This window comes from Corallococcus sp. CA049B (assembly GCF_003611685.1).
Lineage (GTDB): Bacteria > Myxococcota > Myxococcia > Myxococcales > Myxococcaceae > Corallococcus > Corallococcus coralloides.
Genome location: NZ_RAWC01000249.1, coordinates 1 through 12,989 on the forward strand (window position 1 = coordinate 1; position 12,989 = coordinate 12,989).

7 protein-coding genes and 1 pseudogene are annotated in these 12,989 nt (G+C 70.8%); 5 read left to right on the forward strand and 3 right to left on the reverse strand.

The features are described from left to right. The 4 genes from D7W82_RS34130 to D7W82_RS34145 all read left to right on the forward strand — a co-directional run. On the forward strand, window positions 1-3,089 hold a 3,089-nt coding region (locus tag D7W82_RS34130; RefSeq protein WP_370451112.1), incomplete at its 5' end, for a DUF4175 family protein. Beyond that, window positions 3,086-4,864 carry a peptidase MA family metallohydrolase gene (locus D7W82_RS34135; RefSeq protein ID WP_120622307.1) on the forward strand — a complete coding sequence of 593 codons (1,779 nt, stop codon included), beginning with the start codon at window positions 3,086-3,088 and terminating at the stop codon, window positions 4,862-4,864. The genes D7W82_RS34130 and D7W82_RS34135, both read left to right, overlap by 4 nt. 247 nt (window positions 4,865-5,111) lie before the next feature. Further along, complete coding sequence (locus tag D7W82_RS34140) at window positions 5,112-5,810, forward strand: DUF4142 domain-containing protein (protein WP_120622308.1); 699 nt, start codon at window positions 5,112-5,114, stop codon at window positions 5,808-5,810. A 79-nt stretch (window positions 5,811-5,889) separates the two neighbouring features. After that, window positions 5,890-6,168, forward strand: coding sequence for a hypothetical protein (locus D7W82_RS34145; protein WP_120622309.1), 279 nt, complete (start codon window positions 5,890-5,892; stop codon window positions 6,166-6,168). A gap of 62 nt (window positions 6,169-6,230) precedes the next feature. Here D7W82_RS34145 and D7W82_RS34150 read toward each other — a convergent pair whose 3' ends face one another. Then, window positions 6,231-8,261, reverse strand: coding sequence for a S9 family peptidase (locus D7W82_RS34150; protein ID WP_120622310.1), 2,031 nt, complete (start codon window positions 8,259-8,261; stop codon window positions 6,231-6,233). 183 nt (window positions 8,262-8,444) lie between these two features. Here D7W82_RS34150 and D7W82_RS34155 point away from each other — a divergent pair. After that, window positions 8,445-9,008, forward strand: a pseudogene (locus D7W82_RS34155) (DsbA family protein); the annotation flags it as partial. A 6-nt stretch (window positions 9,009-9,014) separates the two neighbouring features. Here the strand turns inward: D7W82_RS34155 and fliB are convergent. Continuing rightward, entirely contained in the window at window positions 9,015-10,268 is a 1,254-nt protein-coding gene (gene fliB, locus D7W82_RS34160; RefSeq protein WP_120622312.1) for a flagellin lysine-N-methylase, read from the reverse strand. Window positions 10,269-10,277: 9 nt separating this feature from the next. After that, on the reverse strand, window positions 10,278-12,989 hold a 2,712-nt coding region (locus D7W82_RS34165; protein ID WP_120622314.1), incomplete at its 5' end, for an Hsp70 family protein.

Consider the following 12,989-nt stretch of genomic DNA (forward strand, 5'->3'; position numbering starts at 1 on the left):
CTCCGGCCCCGCCGCCCCAGGCCCGGCGCGAAGCGCGCTCCGGGGGCGTGGCGGAGCTGCTCGCCCAGGTGCGCGCCCGCCAGCGCCGCCAGCTCTGGGCCCAGGGCCTGCTGCTGGGTGCCGTCGCGGCCCTCGTGCTCCTGTTCGCCACGGGCCTTTTGGGCCGCGCGGTGCCGGGGCTCGCCCGGAGCCTCCTGTGGCTCGCCCTGCCCGTGGGCGCGGCGGTGGCGTACGTCTTCGGCGTCGTGCTCGCGCACCGGCAGGTGGGTGATGACGCGCGCACCGCCCGGCTCGTGGGCCAGCGCCGCCCGGAGCTGTCGCTGGACGTGCTCGCCGCGGTGGAGCTGTCGCGCGAGCGCCGTGAAGAAGCCGGCTGGTCCCCCCAACTCGCGGACGCGTTCCTGCGGCAGATGGACGAGCGCGCCCGCACGGTGGACCCCGGGCTCGTGGTGGACCGCCAGCCGCTGCGCCGCGTGGCCATGGCGTGCGGCGGCGGGGTGCTCCTGCTCGCGGTGCTGATGTTCTTCGTGGGCGGCCGGTGGGCCGCGGGCTGGAAGCACCTGCGTGAGCAGGCCTCGCGCCCGGAGACCGCCGCGCAGGCGGAGCCCATCACCGGCGACATCGAGCTGACCTACCGCTACCCCGCGTACACCGGCCTCGCGCCGCGCACCGTGCCCGGCACCAACGGCGAGGTCAGCGCGCCCGCCGGCACCGAGGTCGCGCTGAAGACGCGCTCGGACCGCCCCATCGAGCGCGCGGAGGTCGTGGTCAACGACCAGACGCTGCCCCTCACCGTCACCGGCGGACGGGAGCTCACCGGCAGCTTCGTGGCGAAGCAGGGCGGCCACTACCACTTCGTCTTCTACGGCGCGCGCGCGAAGCCGCTCGCGGTGGGCCCGGACATCCCCCTCACCGTGGAGGCGGACAAGGCGCCCCAGGTGACGCTGCTCACGCCGTCCACGGAGATTGAAGTCGACCCCGGCCAGACGGTGACGCTCAAGTACGAGGCCACCGACGACTACGGCCTGTCCGGCCTGTCGCTGGTGTACCGCACGCCCGGCGCGAAGCAGGAGACGCGCGTGAACCTGCCGCGCGAGGACAGCCGCCGCAGCCGGGGCACCTTCAACTGGGACCTGGGCCCGCTCAAGCCCGCCCCCGGCGACCGCATCACCTACTACGTGGAGGCGAAGGACAACGACGCGGTGGAGGGCCCCAAGAAGGGCGTCAGCCGCACGCAGACCCTGCGCGTCTACAGCGCCGCCGAGCACCGCCGCGCCGCCCTGGAGAAGGCCGAGGTCCTGTGGGGCCGCCTCGTGGACCACCTGGCGGACCGCCTGGAGGGGCCCGACCGCGCGAAGCAGAAGGACGCGACCGCGGTGGAGACCGCGAAGTCCGTGGACGTAAGCGGCCAGCAGCTCGCGGACGACTTCCGAGCGCAAGGCGCCGAGCTGTCCCGGGAGAAGGACGTGCCCAAGGAGATCGTCTCCGCGCTCTTGAACATCGGCGGGGAGCTCAAGCGCAGCGTGGGCACCACCTCCGACTTCCGCCGCCTGTACCTGCGCACCCAGCGCGCGCGCGGCGAGGACTGGGGCACCGGCACCCGGCTCACCGCCGTGGTGGAGGACGAAATCGAGGGCCTGGAGCGCGACATCCTCTACCTGGAGTCGCTCTTGGACCGGCAGAAGCTGGAGGCGCTCCAGGAGCTGACGAAGCAACTGGCCAACGAGCGCCGCGACCTGTCGCGCCTCATCGAGCAGTTCAAGGCCAACCCGGACGAGGCCGCGCGCGAGCAGGTGATGCAGCAGATCCAACAGCTCAAGTCGCGCATCCAGGAGCTGATGCAGCGCATGGCCGAGCTGCGCAAGGGCATCCGCGACGAGCACCTCAACGCCGAAGCGCTGTCGGAGATGATGCAGCAGGAGGACATGCAGGGCGCCATGGATGAAGTCGAGCGCCTGATGCAGGAGGGCAAGGCGGACGAGGCCCTGGCGAAGCTCCAGGAGCTGGGCATGCAGATGGACGAGATGCTCGAGTCCATGGACAAGTCCCAGGAGGACTTCGGCGCGGAGCAGTACCCGGAGCTGGCGGAGAAGTTCGGCAAGTTCATGGACGATTTGCAGGGCACCATGGACGAACAGCAGAAGGTCGCGGAGCAGACGCGCGCCCTGCGCGATCAGGCCCGCGGCCAGAACCGCGACCGGCTCAAGGAGAAGGGCCAGGCCCTCAAGGACGAGCTCAACCGCAAGCTGAAGCAGGTGCAGGAGGACTACCAGAAGCTGGACCCGGGCCGGCTCAACAGCCGCGCGGCCCGCCCGCTGGAGGAGGCCCAGTCCGAGCTGCGCAACGTGGAGAACGCGCTCAAGGTGGACGACTTCGACCTGGCCGCGGAGTCCGCCGCGCGCGCCGAGGACGCCGCGCGCCAGCTGTCCAGCATGGGCGAGCAGCAGCGCCAGCTGGATGAGATGTTCGGCAACCCGCCGGAGGTGCGCCAGCAGTCCGCGAAGCTCGCGGAGCAGCTCAAGAAGGACGCGCGCGACGTGGCGGACGTGAGCCAGCAGCTGCAGAACCTCTTCCCGCCGCCGGGCTCGCAGCTGTCGCAGCAGGAGAAGCAGCAGCTCCAGCAGCTGGGCCAGCGCCAGCAGCAGCTGGAGCAGCGCGCGCAGGGCCTGCGCCAGCAGATGGAGGACATGGAGCAGACGGCGCCGCTGTTCGGGGAAGAGGCCGGCCAGCAGATGGATGAGATTGGCCAGCGCATGGGCGAGGCGTCTCAGCGCATGCAGGGCAAGGACCCGGGCCGCGGCTACGGTGAACAGCAGGCCGCCATGGAAGGCCTCAAGCGCTTCCAGCAGCAGATGCAGCAGAGCCAGCAGGGCCGCAAGGGCGGCCGCGGGCTGCCCATGCCCATGGGCTCCGGCCGCCGCCAGGAGGGCAACGGCCGCAACCCGCAGGACAAGGTGGAGCTGCCGGACGAGGACGCGTTCCAGGCGCCTCGCGAGTTCCGCAAGGACCTGCTGGACGCGATGAAGCAGGGCGCGCCGGAGAAGTACCGCGAGCAGGTGAAGCGCTACTACGAGGAGCTGGTGAAGTGAGCCGCCGCACGCACGCGACCATTCCTTGCCTGGGCGTCCTGTGCGCCCTCGTCCTCGCCGTCCCCACGGCCTTCGCGCAGCCGCCCGACGCCGCCCTCAAGGAAGAGGTGAAGCAGCGGCTGGGCAAGGTGGAGCAGTCGCTGGACGACTGGGACGTGGGAGGCGCCCGCCGCGAGCTCGCCGAGGTCGAGAAGCGCGTGCCCTCCGAGCTGGAGCCCCTGAAGTACTTCCAGGGGCGCGTGGCCTTCGAGGAGGGCCAGTACGAAGACGCGGTGACGCTCTTGGAAGGCGCCAACATCGAGGACAAGCCGGGCAGCTACCTGCGGCTCGCCAAGGACACGCGCGCCATCGTCAAGGACCACCAGCGCGCGGAGAGCGAGCACTTCATCTTCTTCTACCCGAAGGGCAAGGAGGAGGTGCTGGTGCCCTACGCGCTGGAGACGCTGGAGGCCATCCACCGGGCGCTCGCGGAGGACCTGGGCTGGACGCCGCCGGGCAAGGTGCGCGTGGAGGTGGTGAACAACGCGCGCGAGCTGTCCCGCGTCAGCACGCTGACGGAGAAGCAGATCCGCACCACGGGCACCATCGCCATCTGCAAGTTCAACAAGCTGATGGTCACGAGCCCCAAGGCCGTGGCGCAGGGCTACGACTGGCAGGACACGCTGGCGCACGAGTACGTGCACCTGGTGGTCAGCCAGCTGTCCCACAACACCGTGCCCATCTGGCTGCACGAGGGCCTGGCCAAGTTCCTGGAGTCGCGCTGGCGCGGCAAGGGCGGCCTGGCCATGACGCCGTCCACGCAGGCGCTGCTGGGCAAGCGCGTGAAGGAGGACAAGCTCATCCCCTTCGAGAAGATGCACCCCTCCATCGCAATGCTGCCCACGGCGGAGGACGCGGCCACCGCGTTCGCGGAGGTGTTCTACGCCATCGACTACATCCACGGCACCAAGGGCACCGCGGGCCTGCGCACCCTCTTGCAGGAATTGAAGGCGGGCCAGCCGGACAAGAAGGCGGTGGAGGCGGCGACGGGCATGCCGTTCCCCCTCTTCGAGAAGACCTGGCTGTCCTACGTGAAGAAGCAGCCCTTCCCGCAGGAGCTGGTGCCGCGCGACGACCGCGTGGTGCTCAAGGAGGACGCCAAGGGCGCGCAGAAGGACAGCGAGAAGAAGGGGCGCGAAATCTCCTTCGGCGGCTTCTCCGAGGTGACGGAAGTCCCCGCGCGCAAGTTCGCGCACCTGGGGGAGGTGCTGCGCGAGCGCAACCGAGTGAAGGCCGCCGCGGAGGAGTACGCGCGGGCGCACAAGCTGGTGGGTGACAAGTACGAGTCGGTGTCCAACAAGTTCGCGCTCGCGCTCCTGGAGCTGCGCCGGCTGGATGAAGCGGAGTCCGTGCTGCGCGGCTCGCTGCGCATGCACCCGGGCTCGCCCTCCACCAACGTGCACCTGGGCCGCATCCTGCTGTTCCGCAAGGACTACCCGAAGGCGAAGACGGCGTACCTGGAGGCGCTGGCGTCGGATCCGTTCGACCCCGAAATCCACGTGGCCCTCACGCGCATCCACGGCGCGCTGGGGGAGACGTCGCTCGCGGCTCGCACGCGCGTGGCCGCCGCCAACCTCACGGGCCTCAAGCCCGACGACGTGGACCGCGCCGCCCAGGCGTTCCTGCGCGCCGAGGACGAGCTGTCGGACACGAAGAACGTCCCCGCCGGCACGCCCGACGCCCCGAGGCCCGCGCCTGCTCCAAAGCCCGCGCCTGCTCCGAAGCCCGCGAAGTAGCCCTCCTCCCCCTCGGTCAGGCAGTCGTGCGGTGCTGAACGTCCGCTCCCGGTCCCGGGGCCAGTGGTGTTGTCCACTGGCGCACCGGCCCGTGGGCGCAACGTGAATTGGCACACGTCCTCCTTCCCACCCACTGGGTTCGCTGTCGCGCCCTGCCCCAACGTGCGCCGCGCGGATCCGGGAGTGTGTCCGGTCCACTGACGTGTCCCGCCTCATTTTTGAGGCCCTGAAAAAGGAGCAGCACCGAATGAAGCGCACCCTGCACGGAGTCACCCTCGCCGCGGTCCTCTTCACCGGCGGTGTCTCGCTGGCCCAGAGCGCCACGTCCCCCAACCCCGCGCCCGGCGAGAAGATGCCCACCGCCGCCAAGGGCACGGTGGAGTTCAAGGGCTTCGTCGTCCCAGCGGATCCGAAGGCCTTCCTGGAGCGCCTGCACTACATCAACCAGTCGGAGATCAAGCAGGCGAAGCTCGCGCAGCAGAACTCGCAGAACCCGGACGTGCAGAGCTACGCCAAGGTGATGGTGGACGCGCACACGGCCGCCGACCAGAAGGTCATGGACTATGCGAAGTCGCAGAACCTGAAGCTGGCGGAGATGCCCAAGCCCGCCAATGACCTGGAGAAGAAAGCCATGGCCGCGGACAAGGCGGACATGGAGAAGCTCCAGGCGCTGAAGGGCGCGCCGTTCGACTCGATGTACATGTCCGCCCAGGTCGGCGCCCATGACGCCGCCATCGGCAAGGTGATGGCCGCCCAGCATGGCATGAGCGCCACGGGCGAGCTGGCCACGCTGCTCACGAACCTCACCCAGGAGCTGCCCAAGCACCGCGACATGGCCTACCAGACGCTGGGCAAGCTGGACGACGCCATGGGCGTGGGCGGCGCCGGCATGCAGGGCGGCGCCATGGACCACGGCTCCATGGGCGGTGCGACGAAGACGAAGTAATGCAGCCGGAGTGAAGCACGGAGCGCCTCCCCGGAAGTGCATTCACGGGAGGCGCCCTCCGCGTGCATAGTGCCGGGCCATGTCCCGACTGATTGCCCTGGCCTCCTGCGTCTCCGTGCTGCTCCTCACCGGCTGCTCCAACAACGCGGACGCCATCTGCGACCGCCGCAAGGAGTGTTTCGAGTCCGACCTGGACACCGGCAAGTGCGCCGAGAAGATCAGCGCCTGGGAGGATGAGAAGGAGAGCGAGCAGGACAAACGCCGCGCGCGCACCGCGGAGTGCTCGCAGTGCATCTCCGACCGCACGTGCGCGGAGGTCATCTCCAGCTGCATCGACGACTGCTTCGGCATTCCCTGAGGCGCGCCCGGACCCCTGGAGCCCATGGCTCCAGGGGTTCTCTTCTTTCCGCCGGGCTGCAGCTACTTGCGCGTCCAGCGGTCCAGCCAGCCCAGCACCTCGTCGTGCCACTGGATGCTGTTCCGCGGCTTGAGCACCCAGTGGTTCTCGTCCGGGAAGTACAGGAAGCGGGACGGGATGCCGCGGCGCTGGAGCGCTGTGAAGGTGGCGATGCCCTGCGTGTCCACCACGCGGTAGTCCTTGCCGCCGTGGATGACGAGCATGGGCGTCTTCCACTTCGCCACCTGGTTCACCGGGTTGAACTTCTCGTACGACTCCGGCTTCTCCCAGGGCAGCCCCTTGTGCTCCCACTCGGGGAACCACAGCTCCTCGGTGTCGTAGTAGGCGGCGCGCTCGTCGAAGATGCCGTCGTGGTTCACCAGGCACTGGAAGCCGTCCGCCCAGTTGCCGGCGATCCAGTTGATCATGTACCCGCCGTAGCTGCCGCCCAGCGCGCACCGCTTCGTCTTGTGGATGAAGGGGTACTTCTGGAGCGCGGCGTTCAGGCCCTTCTGCAAATCCTCCAGCGGCTTGCCGCCCCAGTCCCCGGAGATGGAGTCCGTGAAGGCCTGGCCGTAGCCGGTGGAGCCGTGGAAGTCGATCATCACCGCCACGTAGCCGCGGCCCGCGTACACCTGCGGGTTCCACCGGTAATGGAAGTGGTTGCCGAAGCTGCCTTGCGGCCCGCCGTGGATGAGGAAGGCCAGCGGGTACTGGCGCTTCGGGTCGAAGTCCACGGGCTTCACCACGTAGCCGTGCACCGTCTCGTTGTTCCAGCCCGGGAAGTTGAACTGCTCGAAGGCGCCGAACTTCAGGCCCGCGAGCGCGTCCTTGTTCACCTGGGTGAGCTGCCGCGCGCCGGTGCCGTCCGCCTTCACCGCGTACAGGTCCGCCGGCGAGTCCAGGTCATCCATCGCGTAGACGACCTGGCCGTCCGCCGCGGGCTGGGCGCCGTCCGCGCTGCCGCCCTGGGTGAGGGCGCGCGCCTTGCCGGTGGCCACGTCCAGGGCGAACACGGTGTTCTGCCCCACGTCGTTGGCGGTGGTGTAGAGCGTGGCGCCGTCCTTGCTCCACGCGAGCGAACCCGCCGAGCGGTCCCAGTCCTGGGTCAGCACGCGCTCCTGGCCGCCCGGCCACGTGCGCAGGATGACGCGGTAGCGGTCGGCCTCGAAGCCGGGGCGGGACATGGCCACGTACGCGAGCGTCTTGCCGTCCGGGCTGAACACGGGGCTGGTGTCCGTGGCGCGGTTCTTCTCCGTGAGCTTGCGCGGCTTCGTCTTTCCGTCGACGGGCGCGAGGAACAGGTCCAGGTCGGTGGACCACGACTCGGTGGGGCCCACGTCGCGCGCGGCGAAGACGAGGCCCTTGCCGTCCGGGGTGAAGGTGAACTCCTCCGCGCCGCCAAAGGGCTTGCTGGGCGCGTCCGCGTCCATGCCCTTCATCACGTCCACCGCCGTGCCGCCGGCCACGGGGACGACGAACAGGTGCGAACGCGTGCCGTCCTTCCAGGTGTCCCAGTGGCGGGCGAAGAGCTGATCATACGCGCGGCCGGTGGTCTTCTTCTTGGAGGCCTCCGCGGCGCGCTGGGTGTTGCACGCGAGGTCCGCGCAGTCGGGGCGCGCGTCCAGCGCCACCGCGAGCTGCTGGCCGTCACGCGACAGCGCGAAGCTGTTCACGTCCAGCGGCAGCTTCGTGACGGGCAGCGGCTCACCGCCGTCCACGGGCAGGCGCCACACCTGCGACGAGCCGCCGCGCGACGACAGGAAGAAGAGGCTCTTGCCGTCCGGCGCCCAGACGGGGTCGCTGTCGCTGTCCGGGTGGGAGGTGAGCTGGCGCGGCGCGGAGCCGTCCAGGTTGACGAGCCACAGGTCGGTGCGGCCGCGGTTCGCCTCCAGGTCGGTGGAGCGCAGGACGTAGGCGACCTGGCGGCCGTCGGGAGAGACGCGCGGGCTGCTGAGCCGGCGCAGCGTGACCAGGTCCTGTTGATTGAACGGGTGAGGCGCGGGCGCGGGGTTGGCGCCGAGCGCCAGGGCCGCGAGGAGCGACAGGGGCACGGGGAGGTTCCTCCGGAGAGATGGAAGCCGGACCGTGCCCTCGGGAGGGCGGACTGTCCACCGCTGGATGCGGGCCCGGGTGGAACAGGTGGAAGGCCCTGACGCGCGGTGCTAGAGATTCAGCCCATGAGCGCACCCATCGTTGTCCACATCTGGTCCGACTTCGTTTGACCCTGGTGTTACGTCGGCCTCGGTGAGGTCGAGAAGCTGAAGAAGGAATACGACGTCCAGGTGGAGTGGCACCCCTACTTCCTGCGCCCGGAGACGCCTCCGGAAGGGCTGCCGTTGCCCGAGTACGTGCGCCAGGGGATGAAGGACCCCAACAATCCGCTGAAGCTCCGAGCCGCGAAGGCCGGGCTGACGATGGTGCAGCGGGACATCATCCCGTCCACGCGCCGGGCGCACGAGGCGGCGGAGTACGCGCGCGCGGAAGGAAGGCTGGAGCCCTTCCAGGCAGCCATCCTGCGCCGCTACTGGAGTGAAGGTCAGGACCTCTGGCAGTGGGACACGCTGCGGGCCGCGGGCGTGGAGGCCGGGTTGGATCCGGACGAACTCCAGCGCGCGGTGGAGGCAGGCCGCTACCGGCAGGTGGTGGAGGAGTCCGTGCGCGAGGCCCAGGAGATGGGCATCCGCGCGGTGCCCACCTTCATCCTGGGCGACAAGCTGGCCATCCAGGGCGCGCACGAGTACCCGTCATTCCAGCGGGCCATGCAGCAACTGGGCGCGAAGCCGAAGCAGCAGGGCTGACGGGCGCTACAGGCCCTTCACCAGGATGAGCAGCCGCGCGAAGGTCTCCGGACCTTCGCCGGCCAAGCCCCTGGCGAAGTCCAGGAACGAGGGCGCCTGCTCCACGTGCTTCGCGGCGAGCTGGAACGCCTCCACGGCGGCGGCGTCCAGCGCGGCCACGGGCGTGGCGGGAGCCTCCAGCAGCGCCACCACGGCCGGATGCCCGAGCAGCACCCAGCGCACCACGGAGGCGCGCAGCACGAGCAGGAACACGGCGTTCAGGAGGCTCTCGGCCTCGGTGAACGGGTGGCGCAGGACGTGGTTGAGCGCGTGGTGCAGGAAGTACTGGTGCACGCGCTCCCCGTGCAGGGACTCCAAGGCGGAGCGCCGCGCGGCGTGGAGTTCCCACGCCTGGTCAGGATGCGTGTCCGCGCCGCCGTAGGACGCGCGCACGGCGTTCATGAGCGAGAGGAAGCGCGGGCTGCTCACGGCGGCCTCGCGCGAGCGGAGCACGGCGCCGCAGATGCCGGCCCACGGGCCTCCGGGCAGCTCCAGCGCTGTGAGCTGCGCGCTCAAGGACGCGAGGGTGTCCGTGGCTTCGTACTCGCGCAGGATGCGCGCGAGCCGCTCTCCATCCGCTGAACCGAACGCCGTCGTCCCCGGGAAGTAGAAGCCGCCCAGGTCCAGCGCCATGCGGCCCAGCGCGTACAGCCTCGCGGCGAACGGGACCTCGCGGCGACTCAAGAGCCGCAGCATCGCTTCGCGCACGGTGTCCGCGTGGGCCGTCCAGGGGTCGTCTCCCGCCGCCACCTGCCGCGCGACCTGTGGACGCAGGGCGTGCGCCTCGGGCACGGGCTCGCGCACCAGCGCGTCCTCCGCCAGCAGGCACAGGCGCGCTGTCTCCGGACACGCGAGCGACCCGGCCATCTCCACCCGCGCGCCCCAGCGCGTGAGCACTCGCGGGAAGACGGAGCAGCCGTCCGGCAGCACCGCTTCACCGTAGCGGCGCTGGAGCGAGCACAGCTTCGCTTCATCCAGGAAGGCGCAGTGCCCGTCCGCGCGCTTGCCCAGGAGGCCCGCCTGCTGGCCCGTGGCGCCGTCCGGGTTCGGCGAAATCAGCGCCGCGACGCGCGCCTCGTCCGGTGTGCCCGCGACCTTCTGGCGCAGCAGGCTCCAGCGCGACTCGCTGATGGGCACCGTCAGCCCCGCGCAGCAGGTGTCCTCGCACGCCTCCGCGATGCAACGGAAGCGCGCCATGTAGCGGGGGGCGGAGGCCGTCATCGCGCCAGTCTACTTGCGGCCCAGCGCCTTCTTCACGAACCCCCAGAAGCGGCCCGCGCGATCCTTGAGGTCCGCGCCCCGGCGCTCCTCGGCGGCGCTCACCGCCTCCTTGCTCACCTGGAGCTGCTTCTGGAGCTCCTCCGGCGAGTAGCGCGTGGCGAGCGTCGCCTTCACCTCCTTGCGCGTCGAATACTCACGCGCCTCCACGTGCAGCACGCATTCGGAGTCGAGCTTGAGCGTCACCGCCACGCGCACGGAGCCCTTGGGTCCTCGTGGCAGACCTTCCATGCGCACGGTGCCCAGGTACTCGTTGGCGGAGATGTGGTTGTCCTCACCCTGGAAGACGGACAGCTCCATCCGCTCTTCGTTGTCCTGCGACGTGCTGATGGCGAACGAGCGCTGCGTGGGCAGCGGGCTGTTGCGCTCGATGACGCGCTTGAAGCCGCCGCCGGGCATGGCCACGCCAATGGTCATGGGCAGCACGTCGATGAGCACCACGCTGCTCACCTTGTCCACCGAGCCCGAGTACAGCGCCGCGCCCAACGCCACGGCCTCGTCCGCGTTGACGCTCGCCTGCGCGTTCTTGCTGAACAGGCCCTTGAGCTTGTCGCGCACCAGCGGCATGCGGCTCATGCCGCCCACCAGGATGATGTCGTCCACCTCCGAGGCCTTCAGCTTGGAGTCCAGCAGCACGTCGCGCACCACGTCGATGGTGCGGTTGAGCAGCGGGTCGCAGATCTTCTCCAGGTCCTGGCGCGACATCGTCACGCGCAGGTCCCGGGGACGGCCCGCGTCGTCCATCATCAACATGGGGATGTGGACTTCGAAGGTGCTGCGCTCGGACAGCGCCATCTTCGCGCGCTCGGCGGCGTCGCCCACGCGCGACAGGGCGATGCCGTCTCCGTTGAACGCGATGCCTTCCTTCTCCTGGAAGCGCTCCAGGAGGAAGTCGACGATGAGGTTGTCGAAGTCGATACCGCCCAGGAAGATGTCGCCGCCGGTGCCCAGCACCTCGAAGACGTTCTTCTCGATGCGCAGGATGGTCGCGTCGAAGGTGCCGCCGCCCAGGTCGTAGACGAGCACCTTCTTGTTGAGCTCGCGGTTGAGGCCGTACGCGAGCGCCGCGGACGTGGGCTCGTTGAGGATGCGCTCCACCTTGAGGCCGGCCATCGCGCCCGCCTTGCGGACCGCTTCACGCTGGGGCTCGGAGTAGTAGGCCGGCACCGTCACCACGGCGCGCTCCACCTTCTGGTTGAGGTGGGTTTCGGCCATCTCCTTGCACTCGCGCAGGATGAGGCCCTGCACCTCTTCCAGCGACAGCACGTCATTGCCCAGGCGCACGGCGGCGCGGCCGGCGGCGTCGGGGGTGATTTCGTAGTGGAAGCGCTCGCGCACCTGCTTCACCACGGCGCTGTCGTAGGGACGGCCCACCAGGCGCTTCGCGCCGTAGATGGTGTGCGTGGGCCGCAGCACGAGCTGGTTCTTCGCGCGGTGGCTGATGAGCAGCTTGTTCTGCGCGCTCAGCGAGATGACGGACGGGATGGTGTTGTAGCCCTCGCGCGAGCGCAGCACGACGGGCCGGCCGTTGGAGAGGAGCGCCACGCAGGAGTTGGTGGTGCCCAGGTCGATGCCGATGACCGGCCCCGTGCCGGCCAGCGTCTGCGGCGGCGTGAGGTAGATGGGGCGCACCTGGCCGTTGGCGTCCAGGGGAGGCGGCGCGGCGGCCACCGGCGCGGCGGCGGGCGCGAGCGTCGCGGGGGCGCTCGGCGCGGCGGGCGCGGGCGGGGCCTGGCGCACGGACGGAGGAAGCACGCTCGGCGGCGGCGGGGCCACGGGCCGCGCGGCGGGACGGCCCGCGGAGGACACGGGCTCGCGCGCCAGCTCCAGCGGCCCGTCGTCGTCGATGGACAGGTCCAGGTCGAACTCGGCGCTGCCGCCAGACGGGCGCTGCGGCGCGGGAGGCTGCTGCGGGACGGCGCGGCCCCAGGACGACGCAGGCTCCTGGGAGAGGTCGGGAGCGCGGCCCGCGGCGGAACCGGGCTCGCGGCCCAGGCCGGGCGCCGCGGGACGGTTGGCGAAGGAGCCGGGCTCCAACGGCAGCTCCCCCGGAGCGCGCGCCGAGGGGCGTCCCGCCACGGATCCAGGCTCGCGGCCCAGGCCCGGCGCGGCGGCGCGACCCGCCGCGGAGCCAGGCTCCAGTCCCAGACCCGGCACGGAGGGACGTCCGGCGGCGGAGCCGGGCTCACGCCCCAGGCCCGGCGCGGCGGTACGTCCGCCAGAGGAGTGCGGTTCAAGTCCCAGGCCCGGCGCCGCGGGACGACCACCGGAAGAGCGAGGCTCCAGCCCCAGTCCCGGCGCCGCGGGACGACCACCGGAAGAGCGAGGCTCGAGTCCCAGGCCCGGCGCCGCGGGGCGACCACCGGATGAGCGAGGCTCGAGTCCCAGGCCCGGCACGGCGGCACGGCCGGCCGCGGATCCAGGCTCACGCCCCAGCCCCGGCGCGGCGGCACGGCCCGGCGAGGACGCGGGCTCGCGCCCCAACGGCCGCTGACGGCCCGGCGAGGACGTGGGCTCGCGCGCCAGCTCCAGCGGAGCCTCGTCGTCCAGGGATGACAGGTCGAAGTCGAACTCGGCGCTGCCGCCGGAGGGCTTCGCGGGAGCCACCGGCGGCACGACCGGCATCGCGGCGGGCGGAGGCGGGGGGGCCGCGCGCTGCACGGG

What these genes read in the sequence shown, in the direction of transcription:
- D7W82_RS34140 (WP_120622308.1), top strand. Translation starts at nt 5,112, where the DNA reads ATGAAGCGCACCCTGCACGGAGTCACCCTCGCCGCGGTCCTCTTCACC.
- D7W82_RS34145 (WP_120622309.1), top strand. Translation starts at nt 5,890, where the DNA reads ATGTCCCGACTGATTGCCCTGGCCTCCTGCGTCTCCGTGCTGCTCCTC.
- fliB (WP_120622312.1), bottom strand. Translation starts at nt 10,268, where the DNA reads ATGACGGCCTCCGCCCCCCGCTACATGGCGCGCTTCCGTTGCATCGCG.